Source organism: Citreimonas salinaria (assembly GCF_900107235.1).
Classification (GTDB): Bacteria; Pseudomonadota; Alphaproteobacteria; order Rhodobacterales; family Rhodobacteraceae; genus Citreimonas; species Citreimonas salinaria.
This window is the reverse complement of the sequence record NZ_FNPF01000002.1, coordinates 369542-389608: the sequence shown is the minus strand read 5'-3', so window position 1 is coordinate 389608 and position 20067 is coordinate 369542. Positions and strand designations below refer to the sequence as shown.

Genomic DNA, 20067 nt, shown 5'->3' with positions numbered 1-20067 from the left:
CTTGTAGCTCGGCGGGATTGGTCTGCTCATGCAGGCCAGCTACCACGCTGGATTCACAAGATGAATCCCTCACCTCGCCTTTGCGCAACAAAGCCCTCTTGAGCCGGAAACGAAGGCCACTGACCCGATCGACATTTTCGGCGACCTCGGCCTGACTGGCCAAGGCGACCTCGAGCGCGGAATGGTCCCTGACGTCATGTTCGACTTCGCGCAAGACGCGTCCGGGCGGATCGGCCTCAACCCCGGATCCATCGCCATCCCCATGATCTCGACCGCGGCGGTGTCCATTCGCCACGGGTGGAAGGTCCAGCCGAAGCTGAAGGACTACACCTGGAAAGAGAAGCCCGCTGTTTGGCTCGGTATCACTGGCCCCTCGGGGGTCAACAAGTCCGCCGCGCTCGATGTCGGCCTCGAGCCGCTTCAGGCAGAGGAGGACAGATGGGCGAAGGCGAACGCAGAACTCATGGAAGAGCATATTCTCCAGAAGGAAGAGCATAAGATCATCATGAAGGCGTGGCGAGACGCCCTCAAGGATGGCGGCCGAGACAATGCCGGGCCGATGCCCCGCGCACCGAAGATCCCGAAACGCAAACGGTCGATCGTCGAGAACTCAACCATGGAGCAGCTCATCCAGATCGCGGCCGAGAACCCCGACGGTCTCCTGCAATACAAGGACGAGCTGGTTGGTTGGATCGCTTCGTTTGATGCTTACAGCGGGGGCGGTAAGGGGGGCGCATCACAAGACCGCGCCGCGGCCCTAAGCGGATACAACTCCTCTCCCGCATCCAAGGATCGCGTCGGCGCCCAAGGCTCCGGCGGCACGCACGTCCGGGCCGAGTGCTTCTCGCTCAACCTCGTCGGGGGCAAGGCCCTCAAGGGCGACCACGTCGCGATCAGGCGCGCCATGGAGAGCCTGGAGCTTCTCGCGTGGAGGCAGCGCCGGCCCGGTTTCCTGGTCAGGCTTGCGATGTGGCGATTGCGCAGGATCGTCCCGCGGAATCCTGCTCTGCGATCTGCATCAGTTACAGCCCAAGACTATCGTTTTTTGCATCAGTTAACTTACTGATGCAATGTCCAGTTCAGGGAATGTTCTGTCCAGTTCACCCTGCGTTCCAGAGCAAAGGCCGGTGCAATTTCTCGCACCGACCTCGCATTCCCCCAACAAAATATGGCTCTATCCAACCCGGTAGTTCGGCGACTCCCGCGTGATGACCACGTCGTGGACGTGGCTTTCCTTCAGCCCGGCATTGGTGATCTTCACGAAGCGGCACCCGCTGCGCATCTCGTCCACGGTGGCGCAGCCGGTATAGCCCATTGCCGCGCGCAGGCCGCCGACCAGTTGGTGCAGCACCGCGGTGGCCGATCCCTTGTAGGGCACCTGCCCCTCGATCCCCTCGGGGACCAGCTTGTCGCTGGCGGCATCCTTCTGGAAATACCGGTCTGCCGAGCCCTGCGCCATGGCGGCCATGCTGCCCATGCCGCGATACGCCTTGAAGCTGCGGCCCTGGTACAGGATGACCTCGCCGGGGGATTCGTCCGTGCCGGCGATCATGCTGCCCACCATGGCGCAGGATGCGCCCGCCGCGATGGCCTTGGCGAAATCGCCCGAGAACTTGATGCCCCCGTCCGCGATCACCGGCACGTCGCCGGCGGCCTGCGCGCAATCCATGATCGCGGTCAACTGCGGCACGCCCACGCCGGCGACCATGCGGGTGGTGCAGATGCTGCCCGGGCCGATGCCCACCTTGATCGCGTCGGCGCCCGCGTCGATGAGCGCGCGCGTGGCCTCGGCCGTGGCCACGTTGCCGGCGATCACCTGCACCTCGTTCGACAGCGCCTTGAGCCGGCGGACGGCCTCGCCCACGCCCTTGGAATGGCCGTGCGCGGTGTCGATCACCACCAGGTCGACGCCCGCGTCGACCAGCGCCTCGGACCGGGCAAAGCCCGCGTCGCCCACGGTCGAGGCGGCGGCGACCCGCAGCCGGCCCAGATCGTCCTTGCACGCGGTCGGGTTGACCACGGCCTTCTCGGTGTCCTTCAGCGTCAGCAGGCCGGTCAGCTTGCCCTCGGCGTCGGTTACCAGCAGCTTCTCGATCCGGCGCGAGCGCATCAGGTCGATCGCCTCGTCCCGGTCGGCGGGTTCGCGCAGCAGGGCGAGGTTGTCGGAGGTCATCATCACGTGGACCGGCGTGTCGTCGCGCTGGGCGAAGCGCATGTCGCGGTTGGTGACGATGCCGACCACGCGGCGCTTTTCGTCGACCACGGGAAAACCGGTGAAACCGTAGCGTTCGGTGAGCGCCTTGGCGTCGGCCAGCGTCTGGTTCGGGGTCAGCGTGACCGGGTTGTAGACGATGCCGGATTCGAACCTCTTCACGCGGCGCACCTCGCGTGCCTGGGTCTCGATGTCGAGGTTGCGGTGGATCACGCCGATGCCGCCGGCCTGCGCCATGGTGATCGCCATGCGGGATTCGGTGACCGTGTCCATGGCCGAGCTCAGCAGCGGGATGTTGAGCGCGATGGATCGCGTCACCCGGGTGCGCGTGTCGGCGGTGCCCGGCAGCACGTCGGATGCCGCGGGAACCAGAAGGACGTCGTCGAAGGTGAGCGCCTCGCGAATCTCCATGGGGGTCTCCTTGGGAGGGTTCGGTTGGCGCGTCCCTATCGCACGGGTCGGACGCGGGGGAAAGCCCGGAAAACGCCGCCGCGGCGCGCGGTCGCGTGTCCCACGATGGGACACGGGGGCGGCTTAATGAAATCAATGGCTTCCAGAGACGAATTTACCTTTCGTTGACGAACGGGCGCATTCGGGGGGGCGTGCCCAAGGCGCTCTGCCCACATCGGGCTGGCGCGTGACCCCCGGGGAATTCCGGGCCCGAAGAAGCGCCGGACGCGGGCTTGTCGTCACTGCGCGGTCGCCGGGGCGAGAGAGGCGCGTGCGCGCAGCACGGGTTGGTCCGGGGCGGCCTTCCGGGTAAGCCGCGGGGGGCGCGGCTGGAAAGACGCATTTTCGGGAACTTAAGGGTTAAGTTTCGCGCGCCTGTCCGGCAGGCCTTGCCCATCTCCTCGCGGTTACGTTGTAATGGAGGCGATCTTTTCTATCGGGAATTCCATATGACCGCTCCGCTTGCCGGATACGTGATCCTGGATCTCAGCCATGTGCTGGCGGGACCCTACTGTACCATGACGCTGGCCGACCTCGGCGCGAAGGTGATCAAGGTCGAACGCCCGGGACTGGGCGACGACACTCGCGCCTTCCCGCCCTTCAAGGACGGCAAGTCGGCCTATTTCGCCGCGCTGAACCACGGCAAGAGCTCGATCGCGCTGGACCTGAAGGAGGATGCCGACAGGACGATCTTCGACGAGTTGCTGTCGCGCGCCGACGTGCTGGTCGAGAACTTCCGCCCCGGCGTGCTCGAGCGGCTGGGCTATGGGTGGGAGGCGCTGCACGCGGCCTTCCCCGAGCTGATCCTTGCCGCGGTGTCAGGCTTCGGCCAGACCGGACCGGACGCGAAGCGACCGGCCTACGACATGGTCGTTCAGGCGCGCGGCGGCGTGATGTCGATCACCGGCGAGACGGGGCGCGAGCCGGTGCGCGTGGGGGCCTCGATCGGGGACATCGTGGCGGGGATGTTCCTGTCGCAGGGGATCCTCGCGGCGCTGGTGGACCGGGCGCGGGGCGGCGGCGGGCGGCGCGTCGACGTTTCGATGCTGGACAGCCAGCTGGCGATCCTGGAACACGCCATCGCGCTGACCACCGTGACCGGCAAGGCGCCCGGCCCCTCGGGCGCGCGCCACCCGCTGATCGCGCCGTTCGAGACGTTCCATGCCAGCGACGGGCTGTTCGTGATCGCCGCCGGCAACGACACGCTGTTCGAAAAGCTGTGCATCGCGCTGGCCCTGCCGCTGGACGGCGACGACCGGTTCGCAAGCAATCCCGCGCGGGTGCAGAACGCGCGGCTGCTGAAGCGGCTGATCGAGGCGGTGACGATCGAGCATACCCGCGCCCACTGGATCGCCAAGCTGACCGCCGCCGGCGTGCCCACCGGCGCGATCCAGACCATCGACCAGGTGCTGAAGGACCCGCAGATCCAGGCGCGCAACATGGTGGTCGACGTGCTGGACCGCAACGGGCGCCCGGCCTTCAAGGCCGCCGGGAACCCGATCAAGATGAGCGACGTGACCGACCCCACCACGCGCCCGCCCGCCCCGGAACTGGACGGCAACCGCGGCGAGATCCTGCGCTGGCTGCGCGGCGGCTGAAGGCGGGCACGGCGGGCGGGTCAGGCGCCCGGAAACCGCGACGGTTTCCGGGGCCCGGCCTCGGGCGTCGCGAATAGGGCCGCGGCGGCGGCCCCTGCCGTTCCTCAGGCCGCATTCGCGGCCTCTGTCCGGATGCGCTCGATCATCGCGCGCAGCCCGTTCGAGCGCTGCGCCGACAGCGCCTCGGTCAGGCCCAGGCGGGCAAGTTCGGCGCGGGCGTCGACCCTCGGCACCTCGGAGACCGGCAGGCCGTCGTAGAGGCGCAGCAGAACCGCTATCAGCCCCCGCACGATCAGCGCGTCGCTGTCGCCTTCGAAGTGAAAGGTGCCGTCCGCGATCCTGGGATGCAGCCAGACCTGGCTGGCGCAGCCCTCGACCTTCGTGGCGGGCACCTTGAGCGCGTCGGGCAGCGGCTCCATCGCCTTGCCCATCTCGATCACCATGCGGTAGCGGTCTTCCCAATCGTCGAGGAACTCGAAATCCTCGACCACGTCCTCGAACGCTTGCTGAGCCATGACCCGTCCCCTTTGTTTTGCGCGCAGGCGCGCGCGGGTCGCACCGCGCCGCGCGCCACGCGGCGCCTGGGCGCTTTTCAAGCGACGGGATATGCGCTAGGCGAGTGACAGTCAAAGGGGCGTTGGACATGGGCAGAACGGTTGCGGGGCTGGTGGTTGCGGCGATGGTGCTGGGCGGCTGCGCCAGCCTGCGCGAAAGCCGCGTCAACCCGTTCAACTGGTTCGGCCGCGCCGAGCCCGTCGCGGTCACGACCGACGCGACCGGAGCGGCGAACCCGCTGATCCCGCGCCGTCGCGCGTCTTTCTTCCGACGCGACGAGCCGGTGGCATTCGCGGGCCAGCCGGTGATGCGGATCAGCGACCTCGCGGTGGAACGGCGCCCCGGCGGCGCCATCATCCGCGCCACCGGCGTGGCCGAGCGGCTGGGACCGTGGGACGTGCGGCTCGTCCCGCTCGACCAGCCCGTTCCCGCGGGAGAGTTGGCCTTCGTGCTGCGCGCGCAGTTGCAGCCCAATCCGGTGGGCACCGAACTTGCCCGCACGCTGACGGCGGCGGTCACGCTGTCCGACCAGCAGCTGTCCGGCGTCTCGCAGATCCGCGTCGTGGGCGCCACAAACGCGCTGGCGGTGCGCCGCTAGCCGACAGCGCTTGCACCCGGCGGGGCGCGACCCTACTTTTCACCCGTAGCCAAGCGGAGACGTTGGATGCCGATGCATGCCCATGAAATCGAGGACCTGCTGCGCGAAAGCTTTCCCGACGCGACGATCGTCGTGGAAGGGAATGACGGCGTGCACATGTCCGCGATGGTGATCGACGAATCCTTTCGCGGCAAGAACCGCGTCCAGCAGCAGCGGGCGGTCTATGCCGCGCTGAAGGGCCGGATGGACGGTCCCGACGGGGCGCTGCACGCGCTGGCGCTGACGACAAAGGCGCCGGAGTGACCTTCGCGGGCGCGATCATCGCCGTGCTTTGCGCGCTGATCGTGCTGGTGGCGGCTATGCGCGCGCGGCAGGCCGTGCGACACGATCCGCATGCACGCCGCGGAAGCGCCCCCGGACGGGGCTACCACGTGATCGACGCCTCCTATCACTCGGGCGGGGGCGGCGGGGGGCAATCCGGCCAGTTCCGGGTGCCGCGCGACCCGCAGGAATACGCCCGCCTGTTCATTCCGAAGGACAAGAAGACATGACCGAAGCGACCTCCGACGCCAAGACCCGCATCGACGAGACGGTGAAGAACAACGACGTGGTGCTGTTCATGAAGGGCACCAAGACCATGCCGCAATGTGGCTTTTCCAGCCGCGTGGCCGGCGTGCTGAACTACATGGGCGTCGAATACGCGGACGTGAACGTGCTGACCGACGACGCGATCCGGCAGGGGGTCAAGGATTACTCCGACTGGCCGACGATCCCGCAGCTCTACGTCAAGGGCGAGTTCGTGGGCGGCTGCGACATCATCACCGAGATGACGCTGTCGGGCGAGCTGGACCAGCTGTTCGAGCAGAACGGCGTGACGTACGACAAGGACGCTGCCGAGAAGATCCGCGAAGCCAACGGCTGATTGCGCGGCCGGAGCGCCCCTGCGCCACGGGCGAAGGGGCGATTCCCCCGCGCCTGCGGAGCGGCTCCGGGATACACGAAAGCGATGTTGCCCGGGAACGGGCGGGAAAGGCCGGGGCGACCCGGCCTTTTACGTTGCGGATCGGAGCCGGATTCGAATGGGCGGAGCGATGGCTGCGCCTGCGTTCCGCGGCGTCCGCGCGGCCCGCGTTCAGGAGGACGCGCGGGCCTTTTCCTCGAGCGCGTCGGCCAGCGCCTCGGCCCGGGCGGTGAGTTCGGCGAAAGCCTCGGTCACGGAGTCCGGGATCACCGGGACCTCGACGCGCTCGGGCTCGGGCGGCGGGGCGTCGCGCAGCTCGGTCAATTCTGTGCTCAACGTCTCGATGCGGTCCTCGGCCTCGCGCAGGCGTTCCTCGAGGCCGACGGTGCGGTCGGCCAGCATCAGGCCCGCCATCAGCAGCATGCGGCTTTCGGGGATGCGGCCGATCTGGTCGATCAGCACGCTGGCCTCGTTGTCGAGCATGCGCGCGGCGGCGTGGAGATACTGCTCCTCGCCTTCCTGGCAGGCGACCTCGAAGCTGCGGCCGCCGATGGTGATCTCGATCTCGGTCTGTGCCATCAGCCCTGCCCTCCGGCGCTGTCCAGGAGCGGCGCCAGCGTCGCCATGACGGCCCGCGTCTCGGCCGCGTCGGCGGCGCGGGCGGCGCGCAGCGCGTCGAGTTCGGCCGCCATCGCCTGGTTGATCGCCTCCGGGTCGCCAAGACCCTTGGCGTTGGCCTCGCGCAGCGCCTCGGAGGTGCGCGAGAGCATGTCGTTCGTGCGCCGCATGCGCTGTAGCTCGGCGTCGATCTGGGCCATCCCCTCTCGCTGGGCGGCAAGCTGTTCGCGCAGCGTGGCGTCGCCGGGCCCGGCCTGCGCCGCCTTGTCGCGCAGTTCGGCCACGCGTTCCTCTAGTTGCGCGTTCGTCGCGCGCGCCTGCTCGAGCGCGGTGCGCAGCTCGGCCAGTTCGGCGGGATCGGCCTGCACGGGCTCGGGCGTTTCGGGGATGGCGGCACGCGCCTCGTCCAGCGCGGCCTGCGCGGCGTGCAGCGCGCCGGGGTCCCAGGCGTCGGCCGCGCCGGCGATGCGTTCCAGCGCATTGCCCAGACGCCCCTGCAAATCTTCCATTCGGCTCATCATGGTCCTCGTCGAAGCGCCCCGGCTTGTGGACATGCGCACAGAATCACACAGGCGGGTTCGGGGTCAAGTTCATCGCGGTTTTCAGCCGACGGGCCGGGATTTGCGCCGCCAGTGCCGACAAGGCCTTAGCCGACGAGATTGACGTGGTGCAAGTGCATGCGCGGCCCGCCGCGCTTGCACTTGGGGCCGGTGCTGCTATTGAGCCGCAAACCCTGTCTGCAAAGGACCGCGCCCCGTGGATATCGACCAGCTCCGCCAAGCCCACCCCGATCACTGGATGCGCGCCACCGCGCTGCGCGCGCTTGCGCTCGATGCCGTGGCCAACGCCAATTCCGGGCATTCCGGCATGCCGATCGGCATGGCGGACGTGGCGACGGTGCTGTTCTCGCGCCACATGAAGTTCGACGCCAAGGCGCCCGACTGGGCCGACCGCGACCGGTTCATCCTGTCGGCGGGGCACGGCTCGATGCTGCTGTATGGCCTGCTGGCGCTGTGCGGCGACGACGAGATCACGCTGGACGAGGTGAAGAAGTTCCGCCAGCTGCACGCGCGCACCGCCGGCCACCCGGAAAACTTCATGGCCCGCGCCATCGAGGTGACGACCGGCCCGCTGGGCCAGGGCATCGCCAACTCGGTGGGCTTCGCCATCGCTGAAGAGGCGCTGCGCGCGCGGTTCGGCAACAAGCTGGTGGATCACCACACGTACGTGATCGCCGGCGACGGCTGCCTGATGGAGGGCGTCAGCCACGAAGCGATCGGTCTGGCCGGGCGGCAGGGGCTGGGCCGGCTGGTGGTGTTCTGGGACGACAACGGCATCACCATCGACGGCAAGGTCTCGATCGCGGACAAGACCGATCAGCTCAAGCGCTTCGAGGCGGCGGGCTGGCACGTGCAGGCCATCGACGGTCACGACCCCGAGGCGATCGACAAGGCCATCGCGGCGGCCAAGGCCGAAACCGCCCGCCCGTCGATGATCGCGTGCAAGACGCATATCGCACTGGGTCACGCGGCGCAGGACACCGCGAAGGGCCACGGCGCGCTGACCGACGGCGACCAGAACAAGGCCGCGAAGGCGGCCTGGGGCTGGGAGGCGGCACCGTTCGAGATCCCCTCCGACATCCTGTCGTGGTGGCGCGACGTGGGCAGCCGTGGTGCTGCCGAGCGTGAGGCATGGGAAGGCCGGCTGGCCGAGGCCAGCGGCGCGCGTCAGGCAGAATTCGCGCGCACGATGGGGGGCGAGGCCCCGAAGAAGCTGTCGGCGACGATCAAGGCGCTGAAGAAGCAAGCCTCGGAAGAGGCGCCCAAGCACGCGACGCGCAAGTCGTCCGAGATCGTGTTGTCGGCGATCAACCCGATCATGCCGGAAACCATCGGCGGCTCGGCCGACCTGACGGGCAGCAACAACACGCTGACCAAGGATCTGGGCACGTTCGACACGGACAACCGCAAGGGCCGGCACATCTTCTACGGCATCCGCGAGCACGGCATGGCCGCGGCGATGAACGGCATGGCGCTGCATGGCGGCGTGCGCCCCTATGGCGGCACGTTCATGGCCTTCACCGACTACGCGCGCCCGTCGATGCGGCTGGCGGCGCTGTCGCGCATCCCCACCGTGTTCGTCATGACCCATGACAGCATCGGCCTGGGCGAGGACGGTCCGACGCACCAGCCGGTCGAGCACCTGGCGATTTCGCGCGCCACGCCCAACACGCTGGTCTTCCGCCCCGCCGACACGGTCGAGACCGCCGAGGCGTGGGAGATCGCGCTGCGCCAGACCAGCCGCCCGTCGGTGCTGTCGCTGACCCGGCAAGGCCTGCCCACCGTGCGGACCGAGCACAAGACCGCGAACCTGACCGAGAAGGGCGCCTATGTCCTCGCCGATGCCGAGGGTAAGCGGCAGGCGATCCTGATGGCAACCGGCTCCGAGGTGTCGGTCGCGATGGCCGCGCGCGACATCCTGCAGGCCGAGGCGATCGGCACGCGGGTCGTGTCGATGCCGTCCTGGGAGCTGTTCGAGGAGCAGGACGAGAAGTACCGCCGCCGCGTGCTGCCGGGCGGACCGGTGCGCGTCGCGGTCGAGGCCGCGGTGCGCATGGGCTGGGACCGCTGGCTGTTCGGCGAGCGCGGCAAGCGCGAGAAGTCGGGCTTCGTCGGCATGCACGGCTTCGGCGCCTCGGCGCCGGCCGAGCGGCTGTTCGAGCATTTCGGCATCACGCCCGAGGCGGTGGCGCAGAAGGTGCGCGACCTGCTCGAGGGTCGCTGGGCGCCCGATCCGCGCACCTGACCACGGCCGCACGGCGGCCCGCAGTACCTGACACGAGACGAGGGCGCGGTTGCTTATGGCCGCGCCCTCTTTCGTTGGCGCGGGTCGCCGCCGATCTATCTGTAGCGCACGCGTGTCACGCTTCGTTGAACGTCCGGAACGAGGCCCCGGCACATCCGTTCCCCAGTCCAAGCGAACAAAGGAGACCGATCCATGATCCGCAAGACATTGATGATCACCGCAAGCGCCCTTCTGGCGGCGCCCGTGGCCGCACAGGAATTCGAGCGCGGCGAGCGCAACACCAGCTTCGAGCCCGCCTTCGACGCGCAGTTCCGCGCGCCGCTCGAGCCGTCGGGCTTCGACCTGACACAGACCAAGATCGCCGGCGGCCTGGTTCACCCCTGGGGTCTGGCCGTGCTTCCCGGCGACCAAGGCTACCTGGTGACCGAGCGCCCCGGCCGGCTGCGCCACATCGCCTCCGACGGCACCGTCTCCGATCCGATCGAAGGCCTGCCCGAGATCTTCGCTGAGGAACAGGGCGGCTTGCTGGACGTGAAGCTGGGGCCGAACTTCGCCGACAGCCGCCGCGTCTACTTCACCTATTCCAAGCCCGTCGAGGGCGGCTCGGTCACCGCGGCGGCGTACGGCGTGCTGAACGAGGACATGACCGCGCTGTCGAACGTGACCGACATCTTCGTGCAAGAGCCGGCGGTGACCGACCCGATGCACTACGGCTCGCGCATCGTGTTCGACGGCGAAGGCCATGCCTTCGTCACAACGGGCGAACGCTTCACGATGGAGAACCGCGACCTGGCGCAGGAGCTGGATACCACATTCGGCAAGGTCGTGCGCGTGACGCTGGACGGAGAGACGCCGCAGGACAACCCGTTCGTCGGCCAGGAGGGCGCGATCGATACGATCTGGTCCTACGGCCACCGCAACGTGCAGGGCGCGCTGTACAACGACGGCCAGCTGTGGACGATCGAGCACGGCCCGCAGGGTGGTGACGAGTTGAACCTGACCGAGGCCGGCAAGAACTACGGCTGGCCGGTCGTCTCCTACGGCGAGCAGTACGGCGGCGGCGAAATCGGCAGCGGCCAGGCCAGCATGGAGGGCATGGAGCAGCCCGACTACTTCTGGGATCCGGTCATCGCGCCGGGTGACATGATCGTCTATGACGGCGAGATGTTCCCGGACTGGCAGGGCGATGTCTTCATCGCAGCGCTGGTGCGTCACGGCCTCGTCCGGCTGGAGCTCGAAGACGGCACCGTGCAGGCCGAGGAAAGCCTGGCCCGCGACTTGGGACGCGTGCGTGACGTGGACGTGGCAGACGACGGGTCGCTTCTGGTGCTGACGGATCTCGACGACGGGGCGCTGGTGCGCCTGTCGGCCTCCGGCAGTTGATGAAAACGGCCGCCTAGGCCGCCTTGCTCGACTTGAAGATCGCGCCCCAGGCGGGCGCGATCACCTTCGCCCCGAGGGGCACCAGAAGCAGCCCCAGCGCAAGACCGAACACGCCGTCGATGGCGGCGGTGAGCGTCCAGCGCACGGCGCCGATCTCGGACGCGCCGTAGGCGATGTCGTGAACCCAGTCCTCGGGTCCGTGCCAGCCCATCTGCCCGACCGAGTGCAGGATGATCGATCCGCCGACCCACAGCATCGCAACCGTGCCCACGAAAGCCAGAAGCTTCAGGAAGTAGGGCATCACCTTGACGATGCCGCGCCCCAGCGAGCGCCCTGCCCCGGTGCTGGCATTCTTGCCCAGCCATAGCCCCACGTCGTCCATCTTCACGATGACCGCCACGGCGCCGTAGACGATCGCCGTGATCGCCACCCCCACCACCGCCAGGATCACCGCCTGCAGCAGGATGCTGTCGCTTTCGATCGTCGCGAGCGAGATGGTCATGATCTCAGCCGAGAGGATGAAGTCGGTCTTTATCGCGCCCTTGACCTTCTGCTCTTCCAGCTTGCCGGGGTCCTTGACTGCGTGGCTGCCATCGGGCCCGCCGTGATCCTTTCCGACCCCCAGCGCATGAACCGCCTTCTCCGCGCCTTCGTAGCACAGATAGGCCCCGCCCAGGATCAGCAGCGGCGGCAGCGCCCAGGGCGCGAAGGCCGACAGCAGCAGCGCAATGGGCAGCAGTATCACCAGCTTGTTGACCAGCGAGCCGCGCGCGATGCGCCAGATGATGGGGAGTTCGCGGGCGGGTTCGAACCCGGTCACGTATTTAGGCGTCACGGCGGCGTCGTCGATCACCACGCCAGCGGCCTTCGAGCCGGCCTTGGCGGCGTGGGCCGTGATGTCGTCGACCGAGGCGGCGGCGATCTTGGCGATGCCGGCCACGTCGTCCAGAAGCGCCAGAAGTCCGCTCATGCCGCGATTCCCCGATGTTGCGTGACGCGCAGGCGACCACGCGCGCGGCCCCGGCGCAAGCCCGGAAGCGGGAAAGGCGGCGCCGGGCGCCCGGGCGCCCGGTCCGGGTTCTACAGGTAATCCGCGCGCTGCAGCCCGTACTTGGCCATCTTTTCGTTCAGCGTCCGGCGCGGCAGGCAAAGCTCGTCCATCACCGCCGCGACCGAGCCCTTGTGCCGGCGCATCGTGTTGTCGATCAGCATCCGCTCGAACGCCTCGACGTATTCCTTGAGCGGCTTGCCCTCGGTCGTCATCACGGGCTGCATCGTGTCGTGATCGCTCATCAGCAGCGAGGCGATGGTCCCCTGCCCGCGCCGCGATTGCAGCACCGCGCGTTCCGCGAGGTTGATCAGCTGGCGCACGTTGCCCGGCCAAGGCGCCTGCAGCAGCTGCGCGGCCTCCTGCGCCGAGACCTTGGGCGCATCGCAGCCGTATTCGTCGGCGAACTGTTCCGACAGACGAGTGAAAAGCGTCAGGATGTCCTCTCCGCGCGCGCGCAGCGGCGGCACGGTGATGTTGAGCGCGGCAAGGCGGTAGAACAGGTCGGCGCGCAGCGCGCTTTCACAGGTGCGCCCCTCGTCCTGAAGGTTGCAGATGGCGACGATGCGCGTCTCGGGCGGGGTGCCCTGGTCGTTGATCGCCGACAGCAGGCGCGCCTGCGCCGCGTCCGACAGCGCCTCGATGTCTTCAAGCACCAGCGTGCCGCCGCGGGCCTCCTCGACCGCCGGAAGCCAGGTCTCGTCGGGCTGGGCGGGGCCGAAGAGTCGCCGCATCAGCGCCGCCTCGTCCAGCGCGCCGCAGGACAGCAGGACGAACTTCTTGCCCGCCCGCGAGCCCACCGCGTGCAGGGCGTGCGCCACCAGCGTCTTGCCGGTCCCGGTCTCGCCCTCGATCAGGACGTGGCCGTCGGCCTGGCCGAGGTCGAGGATATCCTCGCGCAGGCGCTGCATGACGGGGCTGTTGCCGATCAGCTTCTGCATGATCTGCCCGCCCTCGCCCAGCTCGCGCCGCAGCGCGCGGGTGTCCAGCGTCAGGCGGCGGGCGTTCGTGGCCTTCTTGGCCAGCTCGGACATGCGGTCGGGATTGAACGGCTTCTCGAGGAAGTCGAACGCGCCGACGCGCATCGCCTCGACCGCCATCGGGACGTCGCCGTGGCCGGTGATCATGATGACGGGCAGCGTCGAGTCGTTGCCCATCAGCTTTTTCAGGAACTGGATCCCGTCCATGCCGGGCATCTTGATGTCGGAAATCACGATGCCGGGATAGTCGGGGCCCAGCGCGCCGAGCGCCTCTTCGGCGCTGGCATAGCTTTCGGTGTCGTAGCCCGACAGCGCCAGCCACTGGCTGATCGACTGGCGCATGTCCTTTTCGTCGTCAACGATTGCGATCTTCATGGCATTGGCCATCAGCCTACTCCGCCGCTTGCGATTGCTGGGTCAGCACGGGCAGCTGCATCTCGAACACCGCCCCGCCGTTCTCTCCGTTGCGGGCCGTCAGCCGCCCGCCAAGCTCGTTCACGATCCCCGACGAGATCGCGAGGCCGAGCCCCACCCCGTCGCCGGGCGCCTTCGTGGTGTAGAAGGGCTCGAACAGCGCCTCCATCTCCTCGATCCCGTGGCCGTTGTCGCGCACCGACAGGGTCGCCGTCTCGCCGGCGGCCAGCAGGATCTCGATCTGGGGCTCCGATACCGACTTGGTGGCGTCGAGCGCGTTGCGCAACAGGTTGACCAGAACCTGCTCGATCCGCATCCGGTCGCCGAGCACGCGCACGGGCTCGTCGGGCAGGATCTTGGTGATCTTGACGCGCCGCGCCTTCAGCTGCGGCTCCATCATCGACAGCGAGGCGGCGAGCGCGTCGGCCATGTCCACCGGCGTCAGGTCCTGCTGGCCCTTGCGGGCGTAGGACTTGAGCTGGCGGGTGATGGCGCCCATGCGCTCGATCAGGTCGTCGATGCGATGGAAGGCCGACAGCGCCTCGTCGGGGCGGTTGCGGTTCAGCAGCAGCCGCGCGCCGGCAAGATAGGTCTTCATCGCCGCCAGCGGCTGGTTCAGCTCGTGGCTGACGGCGGCCGACATCTCGCCCAGGGCGGCGAGCTTGGAGCTTTGCGCAAGGCTTTGCTCCACCACGGCCAGGTTCTTCTGCACGCGCTCGCGCTCGGCGATCTCGCGCGAGAGGCGGGCGTTCAGCTTGCGCAACTCGTCGGATTCGCGCTGGAACAGCGCCATGCGCAGCGCGGTGCGGCGCGACAGGGCGTAGAAGGCCAGCGCGGCCAGCAGGGCGAAGACCATGATTTCCAGCGCCAGCACCGCGTTCACGCGCTCGCGCACGCTGGCATAGGTGGTGAAGGTGGTCAGCGTCCAGCCGCGGAACGGGATACGGCCGTTGATGCGCATCACCGCCTCGCCGCGCAGGTAGGCGTCGGCGTCCTGCGCGGTCCAGTCCGCGGTGGCCTGGATCGCGCGTTCGATGGCGCCCGTCGGCGGCTGGCGCTCCAGCGCCTCTTCGGGGCGCAACCCGCGCCAGCGCGGTTCGGTCGCCAGGATGATGACGTCGTCGCTGTCGGTGACCATCACCGCGTCGGAAATGCCGGCCCAGGCACGCTCGAACTTGGCGAGGTCGACCTCGACCACGATCACGCCGACGGTCGAGGCCTGGCTTTCCACGCGGCGCGAATAGGTGAACTGGAAGCCGCCGGCTTCGCGCGGGATCGCGGTGAAGACCGTCGAGGGCGATTGCACGGCATCGGTGAAATAGGCGGCCTCGGCGTGGCGTTCGCCCAGGCGGTTGCGGTCGGTGGCGGCGACGGTGCGCCCCTCGTCGTCCAGCAGCATCAGCGAGGCGGCGCCGATCTCGTCGACGTAGGAGATGAGCCGCTGCGAGCTTTGCGAATACTCGTCCGAGTTCAGCGCCCCGATCAGCGACGGGTCGCGCGCCAGAAGTTGCGGCACGATTGCGTTCCGGCGCAGCTCGGACACCAGGTTGCCGGAATAGAGTGCCAGTCGAAGCTCGGCGCGGTTGCGGGTGGTTTCGGTGAAGCGGTCGGTCAGCAGAAGGTTGGTGACCCAGATCGTCGTAATCGCCACGCCCAGCAAAACCGCCAGCGCGACGCGTACCCGCCAGGACAGCGGGTTCGAGCGTCGAAAGCGCCCTTTTGGCTCGGTCGTGTCAGACATGGCGGGCAGGATACGCGCGGCGGCGCGCAGCCTCAAGTCAAGCCGCCGTCAGCGCACCGGCCAGATGGGCGAAAAGGCGCGCACCGTCGGTGTTGCCCTGCGCCGGATCGCAGGCGCGTTCGGGATGCGGCATCATCCCCAGCACGCGGCGGTTTTCCGACAGGATGCCCGCGATGTCGCGCTGCGAGCCGTTGGGCGTCTCGGTATAGCGGAAGGCGACGCGGCCCTCGCCCTCGAGCCGGTCGAGCGTGTCGGCGTCGGCGTAGTAGTTGCCGTCATGATGCGCGATGGGCAGCGCGATCTCGGTTCCCGTGCCGTAGGCGTGGGTGAAGAGGCTTTCGCCCTCGACCCGCAGGCCGACGGTGCGGCAGATGTATTTCAGCCGCGCGTTGCGCAGCAGGGCGCCGGGGAGCAGGCCGGTTTCGGTCAGCACCTGAAAGCCGTTGCAGATGCCCAGCACGTAGCCGCCACGCGCCGCATGGTCGCGCAGCGCGCCGATCACCGGCGCGTTGGCCGCGATCGCGCCGCAGCGCAGGTAGTCGCCGAAGGAAAAGCCGCCCGGCACGCCGACGATGTCGGTGCCCGCGGGAAGCGCGGTGTCCTTGTGCCAGACCATCGTCACGTCGCAGCCGGCGGCGCGGAAGGCCGTGGCAAGGTCGCGATCGCAGTTGGAGCCGGGGAAGACGAGGATGGCGGCTTTCATGGCGGGAATCCTTGGTGCGGGGACGTGAGCCGGATCGATGCGGGACCGCGGCCGGTCACGCCATCTCGATCCGGTAGCTTTCGATCACCGTATTGGCGAGCAGCTTCTCGCACATGTCGGCCACGGTCGCCTCGGTCGTGCCGTCGGGCAGTTCGAGTTCGATCACCTTGCCCTGCCGCACGCCGCCGACGCCGTCGAACCCCAGCGCGCCAAGGGCGTGGCGCACCGCCTCACCCTGCGGGTCCAGAACCCCGGTCTTGAGCATGATCTCGACCCTTGCCTTCATGCGTGCGGCTCCTTCGTCAATCGTGTCGCGAGGTGTGTTGCGGCCTTCCGGCCCGGCGCGGCCGGGCCGGAACGTTCAGTTGATCAGGCGCGGCTTGCCCATCTGCGTGGCCTGCTTGGGCATCACGCCCAGGCGCTGCGCCACTTCGGTATAGGCATCCGCCAGGTTGCCCAGGTCACGGCGGAACACGTCCTTGTCCAGCTTCTTGCCGGTCTCCATGTCCCACAGGCGGCAGCTGTCGGGGCTGATCTCGTCGGCGACGATGAGGCGCTGGAAATCGCCGTCGTAGACGCGGCCGACCTCGATCTTGAAGTCCACCAGCTTGATGCCGACGCCGTACATCAGGCCCGACAGGTAATCGTTCACCCGCAGCGCGAGCGCGACCATGTCGTCCATGTCCGCCTGGCTGGCCCAGCCGAAGGCGGCGATGTGTTCCTCGGTGACCAGCGGGTCGCCCAGCTTGTCGTCCTTGTAGTAGTATTCGACGATCGGCCGCGGCAGGTCGGCGCCTTCCTCCATGCCCAAGCGCTTGGCCAGCGAGCCGGCGGCGACGTTGCGCACGACGATCTCGAGCGGGATGATCTCGACCGCGCGGACGAGCTGTTCGCGCATGTTGAGCCGCTTGATGAAGTGCGTGGGCACGCCGATGGCGTTCAGGCCGGTCATGAAGAATTCCGACAGGCGGTTGTTGAGCACGCCCTTGCCTTCGATCACCTGGCGCTTTTCGGCGTTGAAGGCGGTGGCGTCGTCCTTGAAGTACTGCACGATGGTTCCGGGCTCGGGTCCTTCGTAGAGGATCTTCGCCTTGCCTTCGTAAATCTTCTTGCGGCGTGCCATGAAGGGCCTTTCCATGAAAGAGAGCCGCGTTGCCCGGAGGGGACACGCGGTAGATCGTGACATACTGTATGGCCCCCTTTCCCGCAAGCGGCGCGCCACGCGCTTTTTCTTGCGCAGCGCGCGGCGGCGCGTCATACCCGGGGCCGGATCAGACCACACGACCGGAGCCAGACAGATGAGCACCTTCGACGACCGCGAAAGCGCCTTCGAGAACAAGTTCGCCCATGACGAGGAAATGAAGTTCCGCGCCGAGGCCCGCTGCAACCGTCTGCTGGGCCTCTGGGCCGCCGAGAAACTGGGCAAGTCCGGCAACGACGCCGACGCCTACGCCAAGGAGGTCATCCGCGCCGACTTCGAGGAAGCCGGCCACGACGACGTGATCCGCAAGCTTGTCGCCGATCTGGGCGACAAGGCGACCGAGGCCGAGATCCGCGCCAAGCGCGAGGAGATGCTGGTCAAGGCCAAGGCACAGCTGGTCGAGGAATCCTGACGCCACCGCGCGCCGCAGCCCAAGCCCAAGGCCCCCGATGAACGAGACCCTGCGCGCCGCCGCCTGGATGCTGGGCGCGATCCTGTCCTTCACGACCATGGCCGTGGCCGGCCGCGCGGTCAGCCTCGATCTCGATACGTTCGAGATCATGATGTACCGGTCGTTCATCGGGATCGCGCTGGTGATCGTGGTGGCGCGAGCGGCCGGCACGCTGCGCGAGGTCAGCGGGCGCAAGCTGGGCCTGCACACGCTGCGCAACGTGTTCCACTTCACCGGGCAGAACCTGTGGTTCTACGCGATCACGGTCATTCCGCTGGCGCAGGTCTTCGCGCTGGAATTCACCTCGCCGCTATGGGTGATGCTGCTGTCGGTGGTGATCCTCGGCGAGCGGCTGACCGCGAACCGGGTGCTGGCGGCCGCAGCGGGGTTCATCGGCATCCTGATCGTCACCCGCCCGTCGATCGACACGATTCAGGCGGGGCAGATCGCCGCCGCGCTGGCTGCCATCGGCTTTGCCGGTTCGGCCGTGTTCACCCGCCGCCTGACCCGGACCGAGACGATCACCGCGATCCTGTTCTGGCTGACGGTCATGCAGGCGGTGTTCGGGCTGGTCTGCGCCGGCATCGACGGCGACATCGCGCTGCCCGCCGCCAGCAGCTGGCCCTGGGTCGGGCTGATCGCCTGTGCCGGGCTGGTGGCGCATTTCTGCCTGACCACGGCGCTGCGCTTCGCGCCTGCGACGGTGGTCATGCCGCTCGACTTCGCGCGCCTGCCGGTCATCGCCATCGTCGGCATGGCCGTCTACGGCGAGGTGCTGGACCCGTTCGTGGGTCTGGGCGCGATCGTGATCTTCGGCGCGAACTACGCCAACATCGTCGTCGAAAGCCGCCGCTCGGCCCGGCCCGTGTCAAAAACGTGACGGTTTCCACGCCGGCTGGGCGGCGGGAAAAACTGACGTGGCGTAAAAATTGACGGAAAATTATTGGCTAATCATTCCTTGTGAACAGGAACGTGCGCTGGCGCCTTTGCGTGCACGAGGGATGAGGACACCATGAAGAAGACACTGACAGGAGCCGCGATCGCGGCCTTGGCCGCAACCGGCGCGCAGGCCGGCGGGCTCGACCGGTCGGGACAAAGCGTCTCGGCGATCTTCGACGAGGCGGGCACTGCCAAGTTGAACTTCGGCTACGTGATCCCGTCGATCACCGGCGAGGATATCGGCTCGGGCGGCGGCGACTACGATGTGGGCGAAGCCTACATCCAGCCGGGGATCACCTATACCAACGCGCTGAAGGGCGGCTTCAACTACGCCATCATCCTCGACAAGCCCTACGGCGCCGACGTGTCCTACGACGACGACCCGACCACGTCGAACCTGGGCGGCACGATGGCCGACCTCAACAGCCAGGCTCTGACTTTCGTGGGCCGCTACGCCCTGAACGAACGCTTCAGCGTCTTCGCCGGGCTCGGGGTGCAGAGCGTCGACGCCGAGGTTGCGCTGAACGGCAATGCCTATGCCAACGCGATCACTACGGCCGGGGTAGCGCGCGGGTTCAACGCCCTCACCCCGAGTGCCTTTCCGGATCTGGACCCTGCCTTGCTTGGGCGGGCACTTAACGGAGACGGTACTGCCGTCACCGAGATCAACAGCACATACACCGCCGTTAACTCGGACGTATTCAACAACATCCTGCTGCCCAATTTCGGTACCGCGCGCGGCGACTTCGTCGCCGGCGACGGCTACAACTTCGAGATGGAGAAGACGAACCGCCCGACCTACCTGCTGGGCGCCGCCTACGAGATTCCGTCGATCGCCATGCGCATCGCCGGCACCTATCGCTTCGAGACGGAGCACACGGCCGACACCACCGAAACGGTCGCGGGGACGGTTACCGACGGCGAAGTTGAATACGTCACGCCGCAAAGCTTCAACCTCGAGGCGCAGACCGGCGTCGCGCCGGGCACGCTGGTGACGCTGGGCTATCGCTGGACTGAATTCTCGGCGGTGGACCTGGTCCCCGAACGGCTTGGTTCGGACCTCGTCGACCTCGACGACAGCCACCGCTACACGCTGGGCATCGGCCGCCAGTTCAACGAGCAACTCGCAGGCTCGGCCTCGATCAGCTACGAGCCGACCAACGATCGCGACACCGTCTCTCCGCTTGGGCCGACCGACGGCCTGTTCGGCGTGTCGCTGGGCGCGCGCTACAACAGCGGCGCGCTGTCGCTGTCGGGCGGTGTCAACTACACGTGGCTGGGCGACGCCGATGCGGGCGTGGCGGACCGGGCCGTTGCCTCGTTCGAGGACAACCACGCGGTCGGCATCGGCCTGCAGGCGGCCCTCACCTTCTGATCTGCCGGGTCTCCGGTCTTGATGCCCGGGCCGAA

At 68.0% G+C, this 20067-nt stretch carries 22 protein-coding genes; 11 read left to right on the top strand and 11 right to left on the bottom strand.

Annotation, left to right across the window (positions count from 1 at the left end; translation table 11 throughout):
- A partial coding sequence (locus BLW27_RS21415; protein ID WP_218141082.1) for a hypothetical protein occupies positions 1 to 214 on the bottom strand: 214 nt, incomplete at its 3' end.
- Here BLW27_RS21415 and BLW27_RS04235 point away from each other — a divergent pair.
- Positions 197 to 1066 (top strand): DUF3987 domain-containing protein, encoded by an 870-nt coding sequence (locus BLW27_RS04235; protein ID WP_177177812.1) that lies wholly within the window; start codon positions 197 to 199, stop codon positions 1064 to 1066. The genes BLW27_RS21415 and BLW27_RS04235 overlap by 18 nt on opposite strands.
- A 108-nt stretch (positions 1067 to 1174) precedes the next feature.
- Here BLW27_RS04235 and guaB read toward each other — a convergent pair whose 3' ends face one another.
- Positions 1175 to 2623, bottom strand: coding sequence for an IMP dehydrogenase (gene guaB, locus BLW27_RS04230; protein ID WP_089879674.1), 1449 nt, complete (start codon positions 2621 to 2623; stop codon positions 1175 to 1177).
- A 488-nt stretch (positions 2624 to 3111) separates the two neighbouring features.
- Here guaB and BLW27_RS04225 point away from each other — a divergent pair, with 488 nt between their 5' ends.
- Complete coding sequence (locus BLW27_RS04225; protein ID WP_089879672.1) at positions 3112 to 4260, top strand: CaiB/BaiF CoA transferase family protein; 1149 nt, start codon at positions 3112 to 3114, stop codon at positions 4258 to 4260.
- 104 nt (positions 4261 to 4364) lie between these two features.
- Here the strand turns inward: BLW27_RS04225 and BLW27_RS04220 are convergent, their stop codons facing one another.
- On the bottom strand, positions 4365 to 4775 hold the full coding sequence (locus BLW27_RS04220) for a SufE family protein (protein WP_089879669.1): 411 nt from the start codon (positions 4773 to 4775) through the stop codon (positions 4365 to 4367).
- A 128-nt stretch (positions 4776 to 4903) separates the two neighbouring features.
- Here BLW27_RS04220 and BLW27_RS04215 point away from each other — a divergent pair, with 128 nt between their 5' ends.
- The 4 genes from BLW27_RS04215 to grxD all read left to right on the top strand — a co-directional run bounded on the left by BLW27_RS04215 (position 4904) and on the right by grxD (position 6335).
- Positions 4904 to 5413 carry a hypothetical protein gene (locus BLW27_RS04215; protein WP_089879666.1) on the top strand — a complete coding sequence of 170 codons (510 nt, stop codon included), beginning with the start codon at positions 4904 to 4906 and terminating at the stop codon, positions 5411 to 5413.
- A 66-nt stretch (positions 5414 to 5479) separates the two neighbouring features.
- Positions 5480 to 5716 carry a BolA/IbaG family iron-sulfur metabolism protein gene (locus BLW27_RS04210; protein ID WP_089879663.1) on the top strand — a complete coding sequence of 79 codons (237 nt, stop codon included), beginning with the start codon at positions 5480 to 5482 and terminating at the stop codon, positions 5714 to 5716.
- Complete coding sequence (locus BLW27_RS04205) at positions 5713 to 5964, top strand: hypothetical protein (protein WP_245710767.1); 252 nt, start codon at positions 5713 to 5715, stop codon at positions 5962 to 5964. The genes BLW27_RS04210 and BLW27_RS04205 overlap by 4 nt, the downstream gene beginning before the upstream one ends.
- The gene (grxD, locus tag BLW27_RS04200; RefSeq protein WP_089879660.1) at positions 5961 to 6335 is read left to right on the top strand and encodes a Grx4 family monothiol glutaredoxin; all 375 of its coding nucleotides are present in this window, start codon (positions 5961 to 5963) and stop codon (positions 6333 to 6335) included. The genes BLW27_RS04205 and grxD overlap by 4 nt, the downstream gene beginning before the upstream one ends.
- Positions 6336 to 6545: 210 nt before the next feature.
- Here grxD and BLW27_RS04195 read toward each other — a convergent pair whose 3' ends face one another.
- Together BLW27_RS04195 and BLW27_RS04190 are read right to left on the bottom strand one after the other, a co-directional pair.
- On the bottom strand, positions 6546 to 6953 hold the full coding sequence (locus tag BLW27_RS04195; RefSeq protein ID WP_089879657.1) for a cell division protein ZapA: 408 nt from the start codon (positions 6951 to 6953) through the stop codon (positions 6546 to 6548).
- A complete protein-coding gene (locus tag BLW27_RS04190; protein WP_143042202.1) occupies positions 6953 to 7510 on the bottom strand; it encodes a hypothetical protein in 558 nt (185 codons plus the stop codon). Before BLW27_RS04190 ends, BLW27_RS04195 begins: the two co-directional genes overlap by 1 nt.
- A gap of 238 nt (positions 7511 to 7748) precedes the next feature.
- Here BLW27_RS04190 and tkt point away from each other — a divergent pair, with 238 nt between their 5' ends.
- Together tkt and BLW27_RS04180 are read left to right on the top strand one after the other, a co-directional pair.
- Positions 7749 to 9797 (top strand): transketolase, encoded by a 2049-nt coding sequence (tkt, locus tag BLW27_RS04185; protein WP_089879650.1) that lies wholly within the window; start codon positions 7749 to 7751, stop codon positions 9795 to 9797.
- A 192-nt stretch (positions 9798 to 9989) separates the two neighbouring features.
- Positions 9990 to 11180 (top strand): PQQ-dependent sugar dehydrogenase, encoded by a 1191-nt coding sequence (locus BLW27_RS04180; protein WP_089879649.1) that lies wholly within the window; start codon positions 9990 to 9992, stop codon positions 11178 to 11180.
- A 13-nt stretch (positions 11181 to 11193) separates the two neighbouring features.
- On the opposite strand, the gene BLW27_RS04175 is transcribed toward BLW27_RS04180, so the two are convergent.
- The 6 genes from BLW27_RS04175 to purC all read right to left on the bottom strand — a co-directional run bounded on the left by BLW27_RS04175 (position 11194) and on the right by purC (position 17189).
- On the bottom strand, positions 11194 to 12150 hold the full coding sequence (locus BLW27_RS04175; protein WP_089879646.1) for a DUF808 domain-containing protein: 957 nt from the start codon (positions 12148 to 12150) through the stop codon (positions 11194 to 11196).
- A gap of 110 nt (positions 12151 to 12260) precedes the next feature.
- The gene (locus tag BLW27_RS04170; RefSeq protein WP_089879801.1) at positions 12261 to 13583 is read right to left on the bottom strand and encodes a sigma-54-dependent transcriptional regulator; all 1323 of its coding nucleotides are present in this window, start codon (positions 13581 to 13583) and stop codon (positions 12261 to 12263) included.
- 16 nt (positions 13584 to 13599) lie between these two features.
- Positions 13600 to 15363, bottom strand: coding sequence for a sensor histidine kinase (locus tag BLW27_RS04165; RefSeq protein WP_089879799.1), 1764 nt, complete (start codon positions 15361 to 15363; stop codon positions 13600 to 13602).
- A 37-nt stretch (positions 15364 to 15400) separates the two neighbouring features.
- Positions 15401 to 16066, bottom strand: coding sequence for a phosphoribosylformylglycinamidine synthase subunit PurQ (purQ, locus tag BLW27_RS04160; protein WP_089879643.1), 666 nt, complete (start codon positions 16064 to 16066; stop codon positions 15401 to 15403).
- Between the two features lie 55 nt (positions 16067 to 16121).
- Positions 16122 to 16352 (bottom strand): phosphoribosylformylglycinamidine synthase subunit PurS, encoded by a 231-nt coding sequence (purS, locus tag BLW27_RS04155; protein WP_089879640.1) that lies wholly within the window; start codon positions 16350 to 16352, stop codon positions 16122 to 16124.
- Between the two features lie 75 nt (positions 16353 to 16427).
- Positions 16428 to 17189: a phosphoribosylaminoimidazolesuccinocarboxamide synthase gene (purC, locus tag BLW27_RS04150; RefSeq protein ID WP_089879637.1), complete on the bottom strand. Its 762-nt coding sequence runs from the start codon at positions 17187 to 17189 to the stop codon at positions 16428 to 16430.
- 175 nt (positions 17190 to 17364) lie between these two features.
- Here purC and BLW27_RS04145 point away from each other — a divergent pair, with 175 nt between their 5' ends.
- The 3 genes from BLW27_RS04145 (at position 17365) to BLW27_RS04135 (ending at position 20032) form a co-directional block, all read left to right on the top strand.
- Complete coding sequence (locus tag BLW27_RS04145) at positions 17365 to 17679, top strand: DUF1476 domain-containing protein (RefSeq protein WP_089879632.1); 315 nt, start codon at positions 17365 to 17367, stop codon at positions 17677 to 17679.
- Between the two features lie 37 nt (positions 17680 to 17716).
- Positions 17717 to 18598, top strand: a complete 882-nt coding sequence (locus BLW27_RS04140; protein WP_089879627.1) for a DMT family transporter — start codon at positions 17717 to 17719, stop codon at positions 18596 to 18598.
- 132 nt (positions 18599 to 18730) lie between these two features.
- The gene (locus BLW27_RS04135; protein ID WP_089879623.1) at positions 18731 to 20032 is read left to right on the top strand and encodes an outer membrane protein transport protein; all 1302 of its coding nucleotides are present in this window, start codon (positions 18731 to 18733) and stop codon (positions 20030 to 20032) included.
- Positions 20033 to 20067 lie beyond the last annotated feature (35 nt).